This window comes from Mesorhizobium sp. M0698 (assembly GCF_040320455.1).
In the GTDB taxonomy this organism is placed as follows: Bacteria; Pseudomonadota; Alphaproteobacteria; order Rhizobiales; family Rhizobiaceae; genus Mesorhizobium.
This window is the reverse complement of record NZ_JAMYPQ010000028.1, coordinates 1-21,296: the sequence shown is the minus strand read 5'-3', so window position 1 is coordinate 21,296 and position 21,296 is coordinate 1. Positions and strand designations below refer to the sequence as shown.

Genomic DNA, 21,296 nt, shown 5'->3' with positions numbered 1-21,296 from the left:
AAGCGCAGCCCAGTATCTGTTTCGGGGAATCAAAGCCTTCTCACGCGAAGGCAAAAGGTGAGGGCATGGCTTTTCGATTTGTTCATACGGCGGACGTTCATCTGGATTCGCCGCTTCGGTCGCTGGCGCTGCGCAACCCGGAACTAGGCGAACTGATAGGCAACGCGACCCGGCGTGCCTTTGTCAATGTCGTCGATCTCTGCCTATCCGAGCAGGTCAACGCGCTTCTTCTCGCGGGTGACCTGTACGACGGCGATCAGACCTCCATGAAAACTGCGCGGTTCCTTTCCGAGCAAATCCGACGACTGGACCAAGCCGGAGTGCGGGTGTTCATCATCCGAGGCAACCACGATGCGTTGTCGAAGATCACCAGAGAACTGACGTACCCGGAAACCGTAAAAGTCTACGGTGGGCGCCCGGAGGCTATCTCGCTCAAATTGGATCAAGCGACCCCTGTGGTTATTCACCTTAGCTTTGCGCAGGCCCAGTGTCCCGAAAGTCTGGTGGGAAAGTACAAACCACGGATCGAGGGCGCTGTTAACATCGGTCTTCTGCACACCAGCCTCGCAGGAACGCGGGGGCACGATCCATACGCCCCCTGCAACGTCTCGGATCTGGAGGCGACAGAGTTCGACTATTGGGCGCTCGGTCACATTCACAAGCGGTCAATCAGTAACGGACGCTGCACGATCGTGATGCCTGGCATGCCCCAAGGGCGCGACATCAACGAATCCGGTCCGAAATCGGTGAGTCTTGTTACGATCGCTGATGACCGAACCGTCCACATTGAGGAAAGGTTCACCAGCATCGCACAATTCGAGCGCGTCGTGATCGACCTCGACGGCATCGCAGATTGGCGTCAGATGGTGACCACGGTAGCGGGCAACCTGGGGGCCGCGCGGGAAGCTGCAAATTCCGAACATCTTGTGGTCCGGCTTTCCTTCACCGGACGAACGCCGCTCGCATGGCAGCTCCGTAACGACGCCGACCTCGTCAAGACCGAAGCCGAGCACAGGGCATCCGCCATTGGCCGGACCTGGATCGAGAAATTGGAAATCCAGTGCACCGACCTCGTTTCCTCCGATGGGTCCAACGGGGATCCGCTCATCGAACTTCGGGAGCTTGTCGGAAGCGAAATCATCGGCTCGGAAGCTTACCACGCCGCGCTCATCGATATCGGTGAGGAGCTTCGTGGTCATCTGCCACCTGAAAGCAGAGGCACTTTCGGTGCTGATCAGGAGGAGTTTCGGGCCACGTTGCGCCTGCTCGCGCAGGAGGGGGTCGAAGATGTGCTCGCACGGCTCCATCATCGGAAGCAGGATGAGGTAGCATGATGCGCATCAACCGGCTTGACCTTACCCGCTACGGCAAATTCACCGACAAGCACATCGACTTCGGGCCCGTGGAGCCGGGCCGTCCAGATCTACATATCATCTACGGCCCGAACGAGGCGGGCAAATCGACCGCCCTATCTGCATTCCTCGACCTCCTCTTCGGCATCGAGTCCCGCAGCCGCTATGATTTCCTCCATCCTTACTCAACGATGCGCATCGGGGCCGCATTGGACATCGGTGGTGTTGCCCGGGAGCTTGTCCGGATCAAGAAGCCCCAAAGCAGTCTGCTCGGTCCGGGTGATCAGCCGATCGGCGAGCATTTAATACTCGGCGAGCTTGGTGGAGTTGAGCGGGACGTCTATTGCGCGATGTTTTCCCTCGACGATGACACCCTTGAGGAAGGCGGGAAGAGCATCCTGGCCAGCAAGGGTGATCTCGGACAGCTTCTGTTTTCGGCAAGCACAGGTTTGGCCGCACTAAGTCAGACACTTGTTGAATTGCGTTCGCAGGCCGACGGCCTTTTCAAACTCCGTGCCCGCAGCAGTGAAATCGGCGACTTGAAAAGTCGGCTTTCCGACCTGAAGGAGCGAAAAGAGCAGATTGACACTCTCGCCACCCATTACCGCCAGATGGTGGAAGCCAAGAAGCGGTCACTGGCACACTACGACGAGGCGATGGCGGACCGAACCCGGACGCAGCTTCGGCTTGACGAGATCAAGAACCTGCTGACCGCACTGCCACGACTGGCGGAATTGCGGGACATCCGCGACAGTCTCGCTGAGTTGCAAGATGTTCCCGAAGCGCCGCCTTCCTGGGGAAACGAACTTCCGGCAATTCATCAGGAAGACATCGAGCTTGCCGTGAAGCGAGAGACGGCGAAAGCGTCCATCGCCGAGCTTGAGAAAGGGCTCAATGCCATTGCCGTTGACGACATCGCGCTCACCTTGGGGCAAAGGATGGACGCTATCGGCGAGTTGCACGCCCGTTATGTCACCGCTGAAAGGGATCTGCCGGACCGTCGCCTGCAATTGATGGAAGTCGACCGGGAAATTGCGAATATTCTGCGGCTTCTCGAGCGCCCTGAAGGAGACGAGCCGAGCAGCCTGATGCTCGGAAGTCGCATTTCTGGGAGCATCAGAGATCTCGTTGAACGCCGCTCCGGTATCGACGCGACACTTCAAAACGCGAAGCGCGAAGCCGAAGAGGCGAACCGCCGTCTGATCGAGTTGCGGAGCAAGCTGTCGAGCGAAGCCGCTGCCTCCATAAAGGGCAAAGCCATTGCGGCGCTGGCGAGGGAGCTCTCGGCGCTTCGAGAGAACGATCATGCCGCCCGTCGCCGTGTCGCCGAACGCTCGCGTGTGGATCTTAAAGAAATACTGGCGCAGCAGATGTCGGAACTCCGACCGTGGGGTGAAAGCGTTGACCAGGTACGGCAAATGAGAGTGCCGGCACCTTCTGAGCTGGAGGCCTGGAAATCAGCTCTGTCTAAAGCGGAAGCCGAGATCGGTCGCTACAGCGATGACAGCGGGCGCCTCACGAGTGAGCTGCGGTGTTTGCGAGCCGAACTGGATGCGTTGAAGAATTCCACCGGCGTCGTGGACGATCATGAAGCAGCGACGTCGCGATCCGCGCGTGAAGCGGCATGGGCTACGCATCGTGACGCGCTCGATGAATCGCCGCTGCGGCGTTTGAGATCAAGCTGCGGAAAGACGACCTGATCACCAGCGCACGGCTGGGACACATGAGCGACCTGGCGAAGCTGAATCAAACTTATCAGAGGCTCGCCGTCGCGGAAGCGGAATTAGAGCGCTCAGCGGAGTTGCTGAACGCGGCGAAGTCGAAACGCGAAGCTATCAGGGCCGAAATTCTGGAGTCCGCTCGGAGAATGGCTCTGACTGTTTCTGGCGAGATCAAGCTAGGTGGGCTTGAGGCATGGCTGAGACGCCGCGAAATGGCCCTCGCGACAGCCGACTTGCTCCGGGAGGCCGAAGGTGACTTACGCCAGGCGGAAGCGGACGGCTCGGCGACGCGCAACCGGCTCTCGGCGGCACTATCGGCGGCAGCCGTTTCCCAGGATCACTCTGACTCCTACGAAGCGCTTTTGGCCAGGGCCCAATCCGCCGTTGATCTTGAAGTCGAACACAAGAACTTGAGGGAGCAACTTGAACGCTGCGAAAGGGAGCAGGCTTCCCGCCAGTCAGCCCTTGAAACGGCAACTGCCGACGAGGCGCAATGGGACGCGTCATGGGCTGAGGTTTGCAAGAGCTGCTGGCTCGGCGCGGGAGGGACTATCCCCAGCCTCGCGACCGTCAAGGAGGTCATGGACAGACTTGCCGAGCTCGGCCCGGCCGCTCAGCGACAAGCCGGTTTAGCAGATCGCATCGCCAAGATGGAGGAAGATAAGGCGGCTTTCTCACGCGAGCTTGCAGTCATGGCCGCGGAACTCGGATTAGATCGACCAGCAGAGAGTGCCCTGAGACTCTGGGCGCTGATGTCCGCCAGAGTGGAAGAGGCCCGATCGAAAAAGGCGGAAAAGGAATCCAAGCACCTTGCACTGGAGGATCAGATTCTCAAAGACCGGGACCTGGAAGCTGAAATCGCGGTTTGCGAGCGCCGCAAATCTGAAATGACGCAGCTGTTCGGAGTATCATCCTTGCGGGAGGCAGAGAAAAAGCTGCTCATGATCGAGCAAAGGAGGGACTTGCGCCGGCGGTCCAGTATCATCGAACGCGAAATCCGAGACGCGCTATCAATCCAGGACATTGCCGATGTCGAACAGATGCTTGACGCCGCGGATCGGCCTGCGCTGGACTCCGAGCAGGTAGAACTCAGAGCCCGGTTTGAGGATCAGGATCGGCGCGTACGAGAGTTGTTTACGGCATACAGCAAAGCGTCCGACGAGGTGGATGCCGTCGACGGCGATAGTGCCGTGGCTGCTATTGATGAGCAACGGCGCACGGTCCTCCTGGAAATTGAGGATAAGGCGTTCAGCTACTTCCGCCTCAGGGCCGGCGTCGTAGCGGCCGAGCAAGCCTTGCGCCTCTATCGCGACAAGCATCGCAGTTCGATGATGCTTCGCGCCTCGGAGGCTTTTCAGGTGATCAGCCGTGGCGCCTATCGTGGCCTGGCGACCCAGCCTGACAAGGACACCGAAGTCCTTATTGGCATCGGGGCTGATGGGAGTTCCAAGCTTGCGCAGGAAATGTCAAAGGGAACACGCTTCCAACTCTATCTCGCGCTCAGAGTGGCCGGCTACCACGAGTTCGCCCAATCTCGAACTCCTGTTCCCTTCATTGCCGACGACATCATGGAGACGTTCGACGACTTCCGTGCCGAGGAAGCCTTCCGGCTATTTGCCGATATGGCGGAAGTGGGCCAGGTAATCTACCTGACCCATCACCAGCATCTTTGCGATATCGCCAGGCGGGTTTGTCCCAATGCGCGCATACACGAGTTGGCGCCGCCGCTCGCTCTGGAAAGCCGTGCGGCATGAGAGGTCGGAGCCGAGTGGGGGATTCGGAACGCTACCGGCCTCGGAGATTCCGCCGGTACAGTCTCAGCTGATTTTCATGTCACTGCCGATTTCCGATGCGAGGGCGCTGGCGTCCTCGCGCGCGCGCGAGGAGTTTAGATATTCGCTGTCAGGTCGGCTTGCAAACGAATTTCGTCTCGCCGATGGTGCGCCGGGGTAACATCGGGGGGGCAATGAATACCATCACCTCAATCTCAAAGCTCGACGAGCGCGTTGCGCGTGACCAGCGCCATGCCGAAATCGCGACCAGCGCAGCGAGGGCTGAACTTGTAAGTCTTCGCCCGGCGCTGGCTCCCGTGGATAGCCGCTTCGGTCTAACGGACCACGATCGAGGCCGAATGGATTATGCCGACCGAAGGCAGGCTGCTCTTGAGGCGATCGAAGCGCAACCGTTCCAAGTGATGGTGGAAGCCTACACCGAGGTGGCAGGTGAGGACGGGAAAGTGATCGAAAAGGAGCAGCTGTGGTATGCCAACGCTGGGTCCTCCGCGAACGAAGTCTTCAAGTACGGCAGCACGACGGTCGCCGTGCTCGCCTGGACCCACCCAGGCCTTCAGCTGGCGCTAGGGACTAAACTCGGTGATTTCCGGGACGTCCGGGCCAACGGCTATCGCCTTCTGAGCGTTGAGCCGCTCGCGAAAGCACGCTTCGACGAAACCTTGCCGATGGTTTCGGCAGTCTACGAACCGGGTGGCGCCGTTCGTCCGCAGGCAGCTACGCCAGCAAAGACCGGACTAAAAGCCGTTAAGCTCCACATGACTCAGGACCAGGTGCTTGCCTTTGTATCCCGGATGTCGGGGCTTATGGTGGTCACTGGCGCCCCTGGGTCAGGCAAAACGACGGTTGCCTTTCAGCGCATCCGCTTTCTGTTCGACCAGCAGGAGCAACGACAGAATGGTGGACGCTTGGTGCCTTACAAGCCGGAGCTCACCCGCGTCTTCCTCGCTAACCCGAACCTCGCCGATCAAGCCAAGGCTCTTCTAGCAGACCAGCTCAACATCCCGACGTTCGTCGTCCAGCCCGTAGACGACTTCGTCGTGAGCTACTTGGACCAAGTTTGGCTGTACAAGCACAATGCCCGACCGCGTCAGCGAAAGCTGCCTCCGTTGGATATCGCTGCGCGAATGGCTGTGCTCGGCCTTTCAGATCACCACGATCTCACTCGCCTCTGGGAGGTCTACGAACATCAAGTCGCAGATCGTCTCGGATCGGCCGCGGAAGCGCCTTGGGCGAGGGTTGACGTAAGCAATGTCGCGAGTTTGACCGCATTGGCGAACAGTCTTCGAACCGTTGCCGAACGAGCAACCGCCGGTAGCGACCCGTTGCGGTCGAAGCTCACGATGGGAGCGATATTCCGGGGGGTGACGAGCAGCTACACTGCAGCACGCGAGGGGATGCGGGCAGGAGTAAGAAGCCGATTTGACGAGCTTTTTCAGCAATGGCTGTACTTCGTCTACGATCCGCTCTCGGCCCTGGCAACGTACTTTGGATCCCGCGCGTCGGAAGCGGCCCACAGAATGAGGCGGGGCACAGGCGCTCGCGTTGACGAAGCCGAGATCCTAAAGAATGCAATCTCTGAATGGGCTGAGCGCGGGTTTGGCCCCGAAGACCGATCTTGGCTCGCTTGGCTCCTGCGCTTTGCACTACCTGAAGCAACTGATCCCGACTCGCGATTCCGCGAAGTGCCCTCGGCTATTGCACCGGCTATTTCAGGCCGCGAGCGCTGGACGCATGTTGCGATCGACGAGGCACAGGATCTCTGCGTAGCCGAAGCATCACTCATTGGTTCGTTGGTCGATCCGGACGGTGCACTGACAGTCTCGGCGGACTTTCGGCAGATCGTCAGCCCGGTACACGGAATGAGAACAACCGATGCACTTCGCATCGGCAGATCTCTTCGTGGCAAGGGAGCGGAGCAGATCTACCCGTTTGCCCGGAACATGCGGCAGAGCCTTCAGATAGGCCGATTCCTACAGGGGTTCTATGAGATCGCGTTCAAGGAGCGCCCCACGTTCGAGGTGAATACCACCCTGCACGACAAGAAGCCTCAGCTCATCATCGCCCCGCCGCAGGATCAGGCTTTGCGAATCAGGCAGCTCGTTTCCGTCCTGCGAAGGTCCCATGTCGTCCGCAGCATTGCGCTTCTCCAGATCAACGAGGACGAGCAGTCTTTGAAACAATTGCGATCCGCGCTTGACCAGGTAGGCGTTCCTCTCGCGCCTCTCTGGTCAGCTGCGGGAGACGGCCTCGTCACTACTTCAGTCGAGCGGATAAAGGGGCTTGAGTTCGACGCATGCATCGTCTTGGGCCTGGAGGATGTCGAGAGCGCCGCTCTGAATTTCACATTGAACCGCGCCTATGTCGCGCTCTCGCGCCCTGCGCGGCGCCTCGCCCTCATTTCCAACGAATATCCATCACTGCTGCGTCGAGTTGATCGCGATCTCTTCGATATCACGCATTCCTGACCTCCGACTAAGGTTCGATATGTCCGATAGCGCCAGCCCCCCCCTTTTCCCCGCCTTCGAGCGCTTCGTCGAGCGCAATGGGCTCCTAGCCAATGCGAAGGGCATCCTCGCCGCGCGACTTCCGCGAATCCTGGGTCAAGGACAAACGCGAGCGGAAGGACTAAACATGCCGCCTGCGGTTATCGAGCGGCAGCAGGAATTATACGCTCTATCACTGCCCGACACTGCCGCGCCCGACCCCGAGGTTCGGCACGAGATCGCCGATGCAAAACGCGCCCTCGAGGCGCATGCCGAACATATGCGCCATCCGGACAACCGCAGGCGTTTTGCCATGCAGGTGCTCCATCATCTGGAGGGCGTTCAGACGGGCAACAAGGACAATCATTTCTTCGCCGGCCGCTTGGTTCTCGTTCCTGACAAAAGCGGCCAGAACTGGGCTTGGTCGATGACTGCCCATTACCCGGTTATCGGTAAGATTCCGGCTGACATTGACTACGTCGTAAACGCCTACAAATCAGCTGAGCGCATCGTCGACGACTGGACGTTGCCGGTCGATCTCTTCCTCGACAGGTTGCTGCTGGCCTGGACAATGGCCAAGCATTTCACGAGCGGCGAAGACATCTTGATTGCGGATGTCGCACGACTATTCAAGATCGCCGCGCAGAACGAGCGCTTCTGGGGTACGCCAGCGCGGCGGAACTTCGAAGACGTTCCAGAAGCAGTCTTTATCGCGAACCTAATTAACTGGCGTCGCAACAAGGATTCAGCAACGTCACGCGACAGCTTCGAATTTGAACTTGTACCGGCGACCCTGAACCAAGCGCACGGTCCCAAGTCACGCGCCTTCTTCGTACCAGGAAACGCCGAGGGCACAGTCGTTCGGCCGATGATCTACATGCGCCGCCAAACGGTTTAAGAGGGAGGGTCCCAGTGGAAGTCGCAATCAACAAGATCGACGCGAAGCACCTTGTCAAAGGCCTGCTCAATTCGCCCATCGCGCCGGGCAAGTATTCTCACTTCATCAACGTCGGTACGGATCACATCCTCGACGCACTTGACCACAACTATTTCCGCGGTGACCTCGCCGAGGGAATTGGCTGCTTCAAGTATCTTGAAGGGGACTATGGAAGCGGCAAGACGCAGTTCATCAACAGTTTAGCCAGTCGTGCAAGTGAGCAGGACGTCGTCACTGCTCTGGTTACCGTTGGGGCCGAATGCCCGTTCAATTCACCGGTTGCCATATTCCGCGCCATCATGGAGTCGTTTCAGCCACCGATCGAAAACCAACTGAACGGGAACGACTCCAAGGGCATCGAAATCCTCATCGAAAGTTGGATCGTGCGTCGAATTCAACAGCTCGGCGCGCAACTCGGCAGTGATGTGCCTGAGCTAGTCCAACGGCAGATTGAGCAGCAGATCGGAGGACTCTGGAGAGGTGCTCCAGATCAACAAATGGCCTCTGCTCTCACTGCACTTAGCCAGCGTTTGCTGAAGCTGGCGTGCGGCGCAGCCGATTCCGTCAGCGACAATGAGTTGATCTCGTGGATTCGCGGTGACAATGTCCGATCGACGGTCCTTAAAAGTATGGGTCTGTTCGAGCCGGCACGCGATGAAAATGCGTTTCGGCGACTCAAGACGGTCATCTCATTTCTGCGCAGCCGCATGGGGTATAAGGGCTTCTTCATCGCATTCGATGAAGGAACGCGTACGTCCTCATTCCGCCGTGGCTCGGCGAAGCAGAGGCAGGCGATCGAAAACCTGCTCACTATGATCAACCAAAACGCCGACGGCGAGTTCGGTGGGGTCATGTTCCTCTACGCCGCTACACCCGACTTTCGCTCGGAAGTGATCAGCACCTATCGAGCACTCCAGGATCGGATAGGCACCAAGGCCTTCTCGAGGGGCAGCCCTATGGTGCCGCTCATCAATATCGAGGAGGCCAACTCCGAAGCGGTAATCTACAGCATCGGTGAAAAGCTTTTGAGCGTCTTCGGTCAAGCCCACGGCATGGCATGGGATGTGCCGACCCAGATAGCCAACATGCGAGCAATTGTTGCGGCGCAGAAGGACCTGTTGTTCGAGACGCCGAAGCCGCGCTTCTTCGTCTATCAGTACTGTCGTTTTCTCGATCAACAAAAGGACGAGCAGCGCCCGATCAGTGCCGAACAGGCGAATGATTTTGTCAGCAACAATGAACCTCCGCTTGATGGCGACGGCGCATGATCGTCTCAGGCACCCAAGTCGAACACGCGGAATACGGAATAGGAACAGTTCTGGCGGTCCTCGGTGGCGTGGCTACCGTCGAGTTCTTTGGCGAGGCGCTGGACGTTGTCGCCGGCGAACTTATGCCTCGCCAGCTGTCCAAACAGACTGCACCTCCACCGTCCCGTGGGCAAACCTCCACGGACTTCGCCTTTCGGAAGTCGTTCGAGGCGGTCAATCTTGGTGTGGTGCCGACTGACCCCGACCAACTTGTAGATCTCACGATAGGCGGTGAGCAGGCGTCGGACGAGATAGGTTCACTACTAGCGAACGCATCGAAGGATGGCGTTTGCCGGATCTTCATGGGGTATTACGGTTCCGGCAAGTCGCATCACCTGCACCTTGTCAAAGCGGTCGCCATTCGCGACGGCTGGGTCACGGCATCGCTTGAGCTTGATCCGAAGGCGGCCGATCCGGCCAAGCCTGCTACCGTTTACCAAGGTCTCGTCGGCGGGCTTGAATTTCCGATGCGTGCCGACGGCAGCAGAAGCGCAGATTTCTTCGATCTTATTAAAGAGATCCGAGACAATTGGTCAGTCGTTCGCGACCTTCCCTATTTCAAGAGGTCCCCCTGGTTCAGCAAGGGGTTGGAGGCCCTCCTTTACCTCTCTCATCGTCGCGACGACACGGACTACGTGGCTGCGGTCAGCTGGCTTGCCGGCCAGGTAAAACAGATCGGCGCCATTCGCTCGCTCAGCTGGCGAGGCGGTCACAAGACCCAGATCCCAATCTTGCCTCAGACGAAAGACACGGGGCTCATCTATGCCTACAATCTCGTCGTTCTCCACGAAATCCTAAAGGCGCTTGGCTATAAAGGCTTGGCCCTCATTATCGACGAGGCCGAACATGTCCGAAGCTACTCGTTCAACCGCTACATTCGGGCGAACAACTTCTTCGATATAATCGCGCGTTGTGCTCACGCGCCGCGAAAGGACCTCCAGAAGCCGCAGAGCGACTACGAGCATTTCGACCTGCCACCCTTCTGGAAGGAAGGCCCCCATTTTACGCTGTTCGTGGGCTTGACTGAGGGCGAGGATACCCATGACCTGAAGCGAAAGATGGGTGAGATGAGCGTCTTGATCCACGATCCAAAAGACGTGGTTCATCTCGAACCGCCATGCGAGAGTGACTACGAGAAGTGGTGCGAGGCCTTCCTTGCCGAAAGTGCAGGGCGTCTTGGTCCGAAGGTGCAGCTGCTCGCGGATCCCGGGCTGAGGGCGCGGATCGCAGCAACACTCCGCCACCACTTTGACCACACGCCCATATCTGAGCGGATCCTACGCAATTGGACCAAGATGGCCGGCTTCGCGCCTGCCGTCCTGATGAGCCGCGACGGAGCGACGAACAGTGACGAGCTCGTGGAGTTGGTCGACGAGGCGGCGCGACAAATCGCCGGCGAGATACTCCCCTGGGATGACTGAAACTCGCTCCCAACTGGGCCGCATGATGCCAGACGGCTTCCCGATCTTCTTCGACGGACGGCAGCCGTACGAAGGGCAGTCAGTCGTGATGTCAGAGATCGTCCGGGGGCATCAGGTGCTGTTCGCGGCGCCCACTGCATCGGGCAAGACGGAAGCCGCAGTCACCCCGCTCTTTCAGCGGCACATGTCCTTCACGCGCCAGAGTCTCTCGACGGTCTATGTCGCGCCGACCAAGGCACTCGTGAACGATCTACATGAAAGGCTGGTCGGGTATCTCGGCACGAGGTTCCCGAGCGCGATTTCACGCTACACTGGAGACCGCCACGAACTCGGATCGGCTTCGGGCGTGTTCTGCTTGCTGGCGACCCCTGAAGCACTTGACTCCTTGCAATTGCGTCGCCCGGAAGCGCTTGCTGGGGTGCGCGCCGTAATCGTCGACGAGATTCACCTCCTGCATGGTCAGGCTCGTGGCCAACAGCTGCGCCATGTGATCGAACGGATCCGAAAAGCCGCCGTGACGCCGAAATCAGCAAGGGACAACTTCCAAGTTGTTGGGATGACGGCAACGCTAGACGACATGGAAGGCGTTGGTCGGATCTGGCTGGGCGACGATGCCAAGGTTATTGCGCACGGTTCACCAAGGGAGATAGACCTCCAGCTCATTCGGATAGCCGCGGATGCCAATGTCGATCCGTACGTCGCGCGAGCCAGATCTCTGGTCCGATGGGTGGACGAGGCGGGTCTTGAGAAGATCCTGGTATTCACGAACTCCCGCAATGCTGCGCACGCATTATCGGCGCATCTGCACCGAGAGCTCAACGGCAGGCGATGGCCGGTACACCTTCATTTCGGCGCATTGTCGGCGTCCCATCGGGAGCGAGTCGAAGACGAGATGCGTGCAAAACGGTATGGTATCTGCGTCGCTACATCAACACTGGAGATCGGCATCGACATCGGCGACATCGATGCTGTCGTCCTGGCCGACCCGCCCACGACTGTCAGCGGCTTTCTCCAACGTATTGGTCGTGGCAATCGCCGCAGTGGCATCTGCCGAGTAGCCGCCTTCAAGAGCTCCGAAGATGACGAGCGGATGATGCGCGCCTTGATCGATTGCGGGCGGCGCGGTGACCTCGACGATGCTTACGAGTATGACCGGCCTTCGGTCCAGTTTCAGCAGATCCTCAGTCTATGTTGGCGGGCCACGCGGCAGGATCGCGCTCTGTCCGTTGCCGCTCTAGCCGCGGAGGCGGGCACGGATACGCACAAGCCCGTCATCGACGACATGATCGACACCGGTTGCTTAACCAGCGTCCGCGGAGCCCTGATCCCCTCCGACCGTCTGATGGACGAAGGTGATGCCGCCCGCATACACACCGTCATTGCGGGACAACCGAGTTCCGCCGTCTTAGATCTTCGCACCGGAGAAGCAGCGATCCGCGACGCAGACGAGTCCAGCGCAGGGGGTGCAGTGTTCATCGGCGGGTCGATGCGTAAGCTGGTGGTGGGCTCCGAAGGCGGCGCGTTCGTTGGGGAAGGGGTGTCCCGTTCTCAGCCTCTAGCCCGCATCAAAGCGACCGGTTCGGGTTTGCCGGTCAGCCGCAGCGTCGTATGGGGCCTCGCGCGTCAACGCGGCCATGATCCGACCCGGTGGCAGCAGGAAGGAACCAGGCTCGTGACTTGGGGCGGCGTGCGGTTCAACACACTGCTCGCCGCCCTCCTCATGCGCGAGGCGACGGGACGGCGGTTCCTGCCGTCCGACGTCGGCATCGGGGGCCCCGTGTCTGCTGTGATGATATCGGTCGAAGGCGTTCGGGAGTTGGCATCTCATGCGGAACGAACCAATGACCTACCAATCAGCATAGCCGCGAAATTCGCAAGTCCCAGTCGCTTTATGGGCGAGCTATCGAACCGCTTGGCCGCAGATGAGAAGCGTCGGTCGATACCCTGGACGCCATTTTATCGCTGGCTAGATCGCGTCTCTGGCATCGACTTGGTCGGATCCATGCCGATAGATTAGATGGTGTCGGATTGCACTTAAGTGTGAGAATGCGGCGGTCTGTGTTACTGCCAAGGAGTTCGATAGCGCGGGCGCGGCTTGCGCCCGGCTTGCCTTGCGGTGCAGCAGATAGGAGAGCGGGCGTCGGCCTGTGGGCCGGGCTGTTGGCTGCGCTGAAGCCCCGGAGCCGGGTCTTCACCCTTGCGGGCTGTCATAAAATCGCGCTCGAGCGGTTGGCGCTGTGGGCTCTGCGCCGCTATGCGCCGATCGTCGCTGCCGATGCGCCGGACGGCATTGTGATCGATACCACCGGCGCCGACCATCTGCATGGCGGCGAGGTTGCGATGCTGGCCCGGATGGTGGAGCGGCTTGGCGCAGCGGGTTTTGCTGCACGCGCCGCGGTCGCCGACACTTGGGGCGCAGCCCACGCAATGGCCCGCTTCAGCACACGGCAAAAGCCTGTGGTTCCATCCGGCGAGATTGCCCAAGCGATCCTGCCTTTGCCGATCGCTGCCCTCCGTCTTCCCGCCGTGACGATCGATAGCCTGCGACGGCTTGGCTTCGAGATAATTGCGGACCTCGCCGCTACGCCACGCGCGTTGCTCGCCTTGCGTTTTGGACCGGAACCCGGCCGCCGCCTCGACCAGGCGTTCAGAGCCGATCCGACCGCAGGAAATCGTCGAAGTGCGCCGCAATTTTGCCGAGCCGATCGGCGCGGCAGAAACAATTGCGCGCTATACCGGCAAGCTGGTCGCCGAACTGTGCGCCTCACTCGAGACGCGAGGGCTTAGCGCACGCCGGCTCGATCTTCTGTTCTTTCGCGTCGACAATCGCATCGAGGCGATCCGTGTCGGCCACGGCAACGCCGGTTCGCGATGTGAAGCGCCTGACCCGGCTGCTCACCGACAAGATCGACACCATCGATCCCGGATTTGGCATCGAGCTGATGCGGCTTGCCGCGACGGCCGCCGAGGACGCGTGAAACGGGCAGACGGCCCGGAGCGCGTCTTCGGGGAATGGTGGAAGCGCGACGCCGAGCTCGCGGCGGTGAGGGATTATTTCCAGGTCGAGGACGAGAACGGCGAACGCTACTGGCTCTTCCGTGCCGGCGACGGGGAGGATGCCGCGACCGGATCGCACAAATGGTTCATGCACGGGATCTTCGGATGAGAGGCGCCACCCGATATGCCGAGTTGCAGGTGACCTCGCATTTCTCGTTCCTGCGTGGAGCATCATCCTGCGAGGAGCTGTTTGCGCAGGCGGCACTGCTCGGCATCGAGGCGCTCGCTATCGTCGATCGCAATTCGCTTGCCGGCATCGTGCCTTCTCGCAACTCGAAGGGTTCGGCAGCTACGGCTTCCCCGAAAGCCACGCCGCCTGCTTCGCGCTGATCGCCTACGCCTCATCCTGGATGAAGTGCTGGCATCCGGATGTCTTCTGTGCCGCGTTGCTGAATTCGCAGCCCATGGGTTTTTATCTGCCGGCCCAGATCGTGCGCGACGCTCGTGATCATGGCGTCGAGGTGCGTCCGGTCTGCGTCAATCCCAGCCGCTGGGATTGCACGCTGGAGCCGACCGATGCCGAAGACCGCTTCGCTGTCCGGCTCGGCCTGCGCATGGTGAAGGGTCTCGCCAATGATGACGGGGCGGCGATCATTGCTGCGCGGGCCGATGAGCCCTTCGTCTCGCTAGACGATCTGTGGCGCCGCGCCGGGGTGCCGGCGGCTTCACTGGTCCAGCTCGCCGAGGCCGATGCCTCTCTGCCGGATATCAACCTTGCCCGCCGTGATGCGCTCTGGGCGATCAAGGCTCTGCGCGATGAACCGTTGCCCCTGTTTGCGGCCGCCACGTCCCGCGAACAGAAAACCGTGCCGGAAATCCAGGAGCCTCGCTTGCACTCAAGCCAATGACTGCAGGACGCGAAGTGGTCGAGGATTACAGTCATGTCGGGCTGACCTTGCGTAGCCACCCTATGTCGTTCCTGCGTGCCGATCTTCGTCGCCGTCGCATCGTGACCTGTCAGGAGGCCATGCAGGCGCGAGACAGAAGCTGGGTCCAGGCCGCGGGCCTGGTGCTGGTCCGGCAGCGGCCGGGATCGGCCAAAGGTGTGATGTTCCTAACCATGGAGGATGAGACGGGCGCCGCAAACGTCGTCGTACGGGTCAAGGTGTTCGAGAAATTCCGGCGCGTGCTTCTCTCGTCGGCCATGCTCGGCGTGCGCGGCCGCATCCAGCGGGAAGGGGAGGTCGTGCATCTCGTCGCTCACGAGCTGACAGACCTCTCTGGCGAGCTTGCAAGCGTGGGAAACCGCGAGACGCCGTTTCCATTGCCACATGGCGGCGGTGACGAGGCCCATCACGGTGGATCGGGCATCGATCCGCGCGGCATGCCGAAAACGCGCGATATCGTCGATCCCTACGAGCACATCGACCGCATCAAGGTGAAGACGCGGGACTTCCGGTAGCGCTTCCGGACGGCCACTTCAGCAGCATGTTGTGCACACTATTGTCGGGCACGGTTAACGGCCGATTGGCAGCAGGTCACCCCATGCCGGATCCCAAATGTTGTCGCTCTCAAGCGCAACGACTGCCCGCACCTTTTAAAGTCGGCGAGCACCTCCACGGCCGGACCGCGCCCCGTTTCCTGAGCCGCGGCGTAGGTGTATTTGTGACCGTCCGGCTCAAACCACTCTAACGATTCCACGGTAGCCATGGCGTCGCCCTTGCGGCCGCGCGTGATGCGAATGATCGTGATCCCATCCTCGGCGCTCGCGTCCATGGAGACACGCTGCCCACGCTGCATCATGCCTCTACCCCCATCTTGTTCCAAGGCGGTCGGATCATCTCGATGAGCCTGCCTCGAGGCCGGCGGCCGTTGGTCGGGAGCCGGTTCCACCCCAGCGCCGGCGGAACGGCGATGTAGAGTGGTCCCGGGGCCCATCTGCTCGGCGGTTATCTCGTTCAGCCGCCAGCTTACCATGCATAACACAGCAGGGCTCACAAGGTGTGAATCAGCACCGAATGTTGACCGCTTCAGGCAGTATTAGCGGGCGCGGCCGGGACCATATCGACGAACACATGCTTTAGTCTGATCGTGTGGGTGCCGTTTTGAACCAGCGCGCCCTCCAGCACGGCCAATGCTAGGGAATGTGCAGCTTCAGCCGTTAGCCCCGCGGATTCACCGTAGGCCTTCCGAACGCGTGCATCTACGGCATCAACAACGGCAGAAGCCGGAAGTGCTAACACGTAGCCGAGCATAAATCCCCAGTCATGGCCGGCAGCATACTGACCCGTTACAAATCGATCGACGCCTTTGGCGACATAACTGCCGTTGAGTGTTGAATCACTTGCGTGAACACGCTTACATTCGACGGCTACATAGGCGTCTTCATCGCCAAACTGATGCACAAACTGCAAGGTGATATCGATCCGACCCAAAATTGACGGGTCGTCGCTTGCCATGTCTTCAAGCTCGTGTTCACCGCGTATTTGAAGGTTCGTCAGCCCCAGCGCCTTCTTGACTCGACGCATCGCCTTCCGAACGACAATCGTTGTCGGGACTTCGAGCATGCCGGCTGTTAGATGCGGCTTTGCCTCGTCACAGCCTTTGCAGAGGAGATCGACGACGGTCGCGATCTGATCACCCGAAAGCGAGAACGATGGAAGGCCAAAAGGGACATCAGGCGTGAGCAACGGTGCTTCCCCTCCGCAGCCAGTGGTCGGCGAGGATTACATCGGCGTCGTTCAGTCCGGCCGTGCGGGTCCAGTTTCGGATTTCGCTCGGCTTGAGAATGAAAAGATCGTCTGATCCATAAAGTCGAATTTGGCGCCGCTCGTTCAGGTAAGGCGGTATCGGAGCGTCAAATTGGCCCCGCAGGAGTGCGCCTAATGCATCTAGCTCCGCGGGATCGCCGTCGCGGACGACCGGCTCCCGACCGGGACCGCCTTTGGCCATTACGAAACGAACGGCTGTGATACCGGGCACGCCAGATGCCAAAACGGGCTTGGTCAGCCGCGCCGGGTAGATCACCGCTTCAAGATGGCGCTCGTCGCGAGCGCGTAGGTATGCGTCGACCGTTTTCGTGACCTGGCCGGCATAAGCACGCAACGCTTCTGCGCCCGGGGGCGTGATGAGACCGCCGCGCTCGCTTCGATTCTCGAAGATGAGGTAACGTGCGCGATCGATACTGTCTCGGGCGAGCGTTCGCTCATCCGCATCCAAGTCATATGCATCGAAAACAGCCTCATCGAGGGCTGTTAGGCGGACGGAGCTCGTGGGATCTGCCGCCGCCTTCTTCTCTGCTTCGATTAGCGCGTTCAGGAGGGCGGGATCGATTTTAGTCAGATCAGGGATGCGCAAAGAGAGGAGATCATGAGGCTCAACCGTTGGGCGTTCTAAGCCCCAGGTTGGCCCGCCGAATGCAAACTGGAAGGATGTGAGGCTAGAATTCAGAATCGCACTAAGCGCGAAGGCGTACTTTACATCGGCGCCGGCGAAGGAAACTCCGTAGAAGTTCTGCGTATACAGTACGTCGCGGCTACTGACCGCAGCGCTGTAGCGTCCACGCTCTGCGCCTGAGGCGTTGCCCACCTTGGAGCAGAGCAGGATCGGACCGAGGAAAATCGATTCACGTCGGGGCCGGTGCAACGTTGGATGAGTGAAATCGTCTAGTGAACCATAGTCGAGGCGGAACGCCGAGAATTTCTCCGGCGCCACGACCTTCAAATTTCGATAGCTGCTAGGTGGGGTGTTTGCGTCGCCGCGGACTTGGAAACCTTGACCTCGGTTGGCGGATGGGTCGCGCTCTAGCGTCTGCATCAGCACGTCAAAGCGTTGGAAGTCCTTCTCCAGGCGCTCGATGAGCCAGCCGTCACGAACCGTTCCGAAGGTCGCCGCTTTGAGGAAGGTAGGTGTCGCCAACACCCGCTTAAGCGGGATGGAACGGATTTCTCCGGGACCAAGGCCAAAGACCCCTGTCCTTCGGAAGTCCGGAGTCCATGGGATCGAGCCGACCAGCATGCGGTCTGCTTGGGGGCCTAGGCCACAGCGAGCGAAGAATAGCAGTGCGGGACCGACGGCGTCCGGGAAGAGATCCTCGCGACGAAGGTAAGAGAGATTGATCAGCGCGACTGGCCCGAGATGCTCCAAGAGATGGTTTCGCGCCGCGACGGCGTGAACATCTTTTGAGAAGAAGGGCGTGGCCTTCATCACCATGCCGACACGGCCATGGACACCGGCCAGTTCAGCACCAAGCGACAGGAATGCTTGGTCGGGGCTCCGCCTTGGCCGCAACGTCGACGAGTCGGATGTACGCCGCCTGTCGGCACCGAGCTCCTTCTTGACGAACGTCCATGGCGGATTGCCGACCACCGCGTCGAAGGTCCGGCTGGTGATCGGCGCAGGTAGTTTCTCGCCCAGAGAGTCCGCTTCAAACAGGGTGGTATCGATCAAGCGATCGAACTTCAGATCGCGGATGTCACTGATCGGCTGTTCGTCGAGCTCCAGAGCGGCGAGATATAGGCTGAACGCTGCGATACCAAGTGCCGCACGGTTGATGTCGACGCCAAAAAGCTGGGTGTAGAGAATGCGGCGAACGAGATCTCGGGTTGCGGGCTGACCCTCTGCAGCGCGCCACACCAGTCGACGAAAAGCTTCCACGAGGAAGGCGCCCGATCCACATGCCGGATCTATAATCGTCGCGTGTGACGACAGGCCCTCGAAAACGGGGTCGAGTGTGAGGTGGACGAGTTCGACTGGTGTGTAGTGTAGACCCTGCGATCGCGCCTCATCCGCCGCGCTCGTCCTCGCGAACTGCTGGTAGATCGAGCTGACAAGATCGACCGGAATGGCGTTGAATCGGAAGCGGAAGAGCCGACCCTGTCCAAGGCGGTCCGGGATAAGACTTCGTCCCTCCACGAAGTCGCGGATAAGTTCGAGATGCTTCGGTGTTAATTGCTCGTGCTCGGCGCCGGGGTCGTCCATCGGAAACAGGTCGCCGTTGAATGTGGTTCGCAGCCAGTCGAATAGGGCAAACGCGCTTGACGGCGTCGCGAACATTGCGCTGAGGTCAGCCGGCATCTCGCTTGGCAGGAAGGGTTGGGCAATCCCGCGATCCAGCAGATACCAAGTGAAGATACAACGCCCGATGAACCGCTGCGCGATATCGCGCGCATGTGCGACAGCGCGATCCGTTTGCGGATCGTCGAGAGCCGTAAGGCGATCCTCTAATGCGGAGATCTCAGCGAGAAGTTCGCGGTCGACGCGATGTCGCCGGTTGATCTTCGACCCAATTGGACTGGCCCAGAATGCGCCGGTTTCGGTTGCGATGCGACCACATTGAATGTCCAGCGCGCGCAGGCGATCGGCAGACTGCAGAACGAAGCGATCTAAAGCCTGCGGCGCCTGACCCGCAGGCTCGGCAGCACATTCGGGCGAGGCGTAGCAGTCGTAAAGGCGTACATCCGTAGGCGTGATAATCCAGAGAAGAGGCGCAATGCCAACATTCCACGCCGCTTCATGCCACTGACGAAGGTCGTCGTCTGAGGGCTCCGCATCGCCAGCATCTTTGAATATGCTGGTGGGAGCGTTCTGAGCTGAGAACACGGCATCGGCCCGCAGTCCTACTCGCTCATCTGAGAAGATCGCCCGCATCTTAGCTGCGCGCGGATCATCTGCCGGCACCAAACCCGGCGCGGGGAGGCCGTTGGAAGCCAGATAACCCGTCGCCTCCAGCGCCTGCTTGTAGGCGGCACTGGTCAAGCTGACCTCCTGCGAACGGGTGTCGCAGTCTCCCGAGGTTGACCGGCCGCGTCGACTGCTTTTGATTTGGCAGGAGCATCGATCGACCGGGCCGGGAACAGCTCTAGCTGCCCAGGCGACTTGGCGGGGTGAGGCAGCGAGAAGCCGCTCGACAAAACCTCGAGGTGCGGTTCCAGGCGGATGATTACCGCATCTTCAGCCAACGGAAGCCCGTCGGCCTCGTCCACAATGGACCATGCGCTATCGCCGCGCAGGACAAGTGATTTGCCCCAAAGCGCGATGAAGGAAGTGCGCTGGAAGCCCGCTTTGAGACTCGCGAAGAGGGCTTGATGTGGTTGAAGTTCGAAATGGAAACGATCACGGAGTAGGACCACAATGCGGAGCAGCAGAATTGTGTGCCATGTGAAGCCAGCCGGCGACCCTTTTCCTTTCGGCAGAACGTCAGCCGGGATAAGGGCGCGGCGACTCGTCCACTCTCGCAGGGTTACTGTCGAGAGGCCTGTGAGCTGTGCTGCAGCAGGCGTGGTTACAAACCGCATGTCGACCTTTGTAGATTGAGTCCTATACCCGATCTCGCTACGAAGAATGGGTATCAGACTCGATCTCCGCCGTAAACGGCGAGGGCGGCTGATAGGGATCAAACTCGCATTGGCATGCGACGTTCCTACGATGGGGCAAGTTCGATCGCCATGAAGCCAAAGACCTCAGCAAAGGTTCAAAGCCGGATTCGCCCGGATTGCCTTCGAGCCGCTTTTCAACACGACGGGCCAGACAGTTCACTTCGCCCGCAAACGGAACGGTGAATCCACCGTCTTCTACGAATGACTGTTTCTCTTTTTTCGATCTGATCGGCGTTCCGCCGGAACCTGACCCGAGAATGAAATCAAACACGGCTTGGGGCTGACCCAGCGCTGTCGCCTGCGGGGCTGCCGGAATCCTTGCTGCGGCTTGGGCCTGTCCGGCAAATACTGCGAGTGACATGCCGAGCGCACGCTCGATAGTGCGATCCGGCGCGTTCATCAGCCGACGAAGGACCGCCGCGGCGCGTCCGGCATGACGCACCGCCGCCGCATGCTTGCCCTCGCGGATCTTCACGCCGGCCGCCGATAACAGGATCAATCCCTTGAAGAGCATCCGAAGCGGAGCGCCTCGATCTGCAACCTGCCAAAGACCTTCCCAAGCCTCATGGGCTTCCCAGTAATAACCATGATTGAAGAGGTCGATACCCCAGAGGAACATGTCCGAGTCAAGCGACGCCTCTTCAGCAATCTGAATTGCTTCGCTGTGATAGCTATGTCCTGCAGGATCGCGCACGGGATGCGGCTGCCGGCCGGGAAGATACGCATAGGACGGAAAGCTCTTTTCCGGTAGCCAGCGCGGGCGCAACGTCGAACCAATAGCCATCAAGACGAATAGTGTCACTTGGCAATTAATTACGATAGAAGTTGTGTGCGTCAAGTTCTGCAAAATGGCGTGGCATTGCGGTGACGTCGGCGTGTCCGCCGCGCAGCCCCCGTGTTTAGCGGAG

Annotated in this window: 14 protein-coding genes and 2 pseudogenes; 11 read left to right on the top strand and 5 right to left on the bottom strand. The window is 60.0% G+C overall.

Translation table 11 applies throughout. The annotated features are described in order from the left end of the window. Positions 1 to 65 precede the first annotated feature (65 nt). The 11 genes and pseudogenes from NKI16_RS30820 to NKI16_RS30770 form a co-directional block, all read left to right on the top strand. Positions 66 to 1,334, top strand: coding sequence for a metallophosphoesterase family protein (locus NKI16_RS30820; protein WP_352924332.1), 1,269 nt, complete (start codon positions 66 to 68; stop codon positions 1,332 to 1,334). Further along, positions 1,331 to 3,052: an AAA family ATPase gene (locus NKI16_RS30815; protein ID WP_352924330.1), complete on the top strand. Its 1,722-nt coding sequence runs from the start codon at positions 1,331 to 1,333 to the stop codon at positions 3,050 to 3,052. Before NKI16_RS30820 ends, NKI16_RS30815 begins: the two co-directional genes overlap by 4 nt. 23 nt (positions 3,053 to 3,075) lie before the next feature. After that, the gene (locus tag NKI16_RS30810; protein WP_352924328.1) at positions 3,076 to 4,827 is read left to right on the top strand and encodes an ATP-binding protein; all 1,752 of its coding nucleotides are present in this window, start codon (positions 3,076 to 3,078) and stop codon (positions 4,825 to 4,827) included. A gap of 212 nt (positions 4,828 to 5,039) precedes the next feature. Next, the gene (locus NKI16_RS30805) at positions 5,040 to 7,331 is read left to right on the top strand and encodes a helicase domain-containing protein (RefSeq protein ID WP_352924326.1); all 2,292 of its coding nucleotides are present in this window, start codon (positions 5,040 to 5,042) and stop codon (positions 7,329 to 7,331) included. Positions 7,332 to 7,497: 166 nt separating this feature from the next. Next, a complete protein-coding gene (locus tag NKI16_RS30800; RefSeq protein WP_352595234.1) occupies positions 7,498 to 8,247 on the top strand; it encodes a hypothetical protein in 750 nt (249 codons plus the stop codon). 14 nt (positions 8,248 to 8,261) lie between these two features. After that, on the top strand, positions 8,262 to 9,554 hold the full coding sequence (locus NKI16_RS30795) for a BREX system ATP-binding domain-containing protein (protein WP_352595236.1): 1,293 nt from the start codon (positions 8,262 to 8,264) through the stop codon (positions 9,552 to 9,554). Continuing rightward, on the top strand, positions 9,551 to 11,014 hold the full coding sequence (locus NKI16_RS30790; protein ID WP_352595238.1) for a BREX system ATP-binding domain-containing protein: 1,464 nt from the start codon (positions 9,551 to 9,553) through the stop codon (positions 11,012 to 11,014). The genes NKI16_RS30795 and NKI16_RS30790 overlap by 4 nt, the downstream gene beginning before the upstream one ends. Further along, complete coding sequence (locus NKI16_RS30785; RefSeq protein ID WP_352924324.1) at positions 11,007 to 13,031, top strand: DEAD/DEAH box helicase; 2,025 nt, start codon at positions 11,007 to 11,009, stop codon at positions 13,029 to 13,031. The genes NKI16_RS30790 and NKI16_RS30785 overlap by 8 nt, the downstream gene beginning before the upstream one ends. 29 nt (positions 13,032 to 13,060) lie before the next feature. Further along, a pseudogene (locus tag NKI16_RS30780) lies at positions 13,061 to 14,180 on the top strand (Y-family DNA polymerase). Beyond that, positions 14,177 to 14,401: a hypothetical protein gene (locus tag NKI16_RS30775; protein WP_352595251.1), complete on the top strand. Its 225-nt coding sequence runs from the start codon at positions 14,177 to 14,179 to the stop codon at positions 14,399 to 14,401. The pseudogene NKI16_RS30780 and the gene NKI16_RS30775 overlap by 4 nt, the downstream one beginning before the upstream one ends. Next, positions 14,329 to 15,473 (top strand): annotated as a pseudogene (locus tag NKI16_RS30770) (helix-hairpin-helix domain-containing protein); the annotation flags it as partial. The gene NKI16_RS30775 and the pseudogene NKI16_RS30770, both read left to right, overlap by 73 nt. Positions 15,474 to 15,511: 38 nt before the next feature. Here the strand turns inward: NKI16_RS30770 and NKI16_RS30765 are convergent. From NKI16_RS30765 to NKI16_RS30745, 5 genes are all read right to left on the bottom strand, one after another. Further along, the gene (locus NKI16_RS30765; protein WP_352924322.1) at positions 15,512 to 15,814 is read right to left on the bottom strand and encodes a hypothetical protein; all 303 of its coding nucleotides are present in this window, start codon (positions 15,812 to 15,814) and stop codon (positions 15,512 to 15,514) included. 227 nt (positions 15,815 to 16,041) lie between these two features. Continuing rightward, positions 16,042 to 16,701, bottom strand: a complete 660-nt coding sequence (locus NKI16_RS30760) for a hypothetical protein (RefSeq protein ID WP_352596164.1) — start codon at positions 16,699 to 16,701, stop codon at positions 16,042 to 16,044. Next, positions 16,688 to 19,768 carry an HsdM family class I SAM-dependent methyltransferase gene (locus NKI16_RS30755; protein ID WP_352924319.1) on the bottom strand — a complete coding sequence of 1,027 codons (3,081 nt, stop codon included), beginning with the start codon at positions 19,766 to 19,768 and terminating at the stop codon, positions 16,688 to 16,690. Before NKI16_RS30755 ends, NKI16_RS30760 begins: the two co-directional genes overlap by 14 nt. Then, the gene (locus tag NKI16_RS30750; protein WP_352596158.1) at positions 19,765 to 20,307 is read right to left on the bottom strand and encodes a hypothetical protein; all 543 of its coding nucleotides are present in this window, start codon (positions 20,305 to 20,307) and stop codon (positions 19,765 to 19,767) included. Before NKI16_RS30750 ends, NKI16_RS30755 begins: the two co-directional genes overlap by 4 nt. A 37-nt stretch (positions 20,308 to 20,344) precedes the next feature. Next, on the bottom strand, positions 20,345 to 21,296 hold a 952-nt coding region (locus tag NKI16_RS30745; protein WP_352924317.1), incomplete at its 5' end, for a DUF309 domain-containing protein.

Excerpts from the sequence above, each read along its gene's own strand:
- NKI16_RS30810 (WP_352924328.1), top strand. The coding sequence starts at position 3,076 with ATGAGCGACCTGGCGAAGCTGAATCAAACTTATCAGAGGCTCGCCGTC.
- NKI16_RS30750 (WP_352596158.1), bottom strand. The coding sequence starts at position 20,307 with ATGCGGTTTGTAACCACGCCTGCTGCAGCACAGCTCACAGGCCTCTCG.
- NKI16_RS30785 (WP_352924324.1), top strand. The coding sequence starts at position 11,007 with ATGACTGAAACTCGCTCCCAACTGGGCCGCATGATGCCAGACGGCTTC.
- NKI16_RS30805 (WP_352924326.1), top strand. The coding sequence starts at position 5,040 with ATGAATACCATCACCTCAATCTCAAAGCTCGACGAGCGCGTTGCGCGT.
- NKI16_RS30815 (WP_352924330.1), top strand. The coding sequence starts at position 1,331 with ATGATGCGCATCAACCGGCTTGACCTTACCCGCTACGGCAAATTCACC.
- NKI16_RS30820 (WP_352924332.1), top strand. The coding sequence starts at position 66 with ATGGCTTTTCGATTTGTTCATACGGCGGACGTTCATCTGGATTCGCCG.
- NKI16_RS30790 (WP_352595238.1), top strand. The coding sequence starts at position 9,551 with ATGATCGTCTCAGGCACCCAAGTCGAACACGCGGAATACGGAATAGGA.
- NKI16_RS30800 (WP_352595234.1), top strand. The coding sequence starts at position 7,498 with ATGCCGCCTGCGGTTATCGAGCGGCAGCAGGAATTATACGCTCTATCA.
- NKI16_RS30775 (WP_352595251.1), top strand. The coding sequence starts at position 14,177 with ATGAGAGGCGCCACCCGATATGCCGAGTTGCAGGTGACCTCGCATTTC.
- NKI16_RS30765 (WP_352924322.1), bottom strand. The coding sequence starts at position 15,814 with ATGATGCAGCGTGGGCAGCGTGTCTCCATGGACGCGAGCGCCGAGGAT.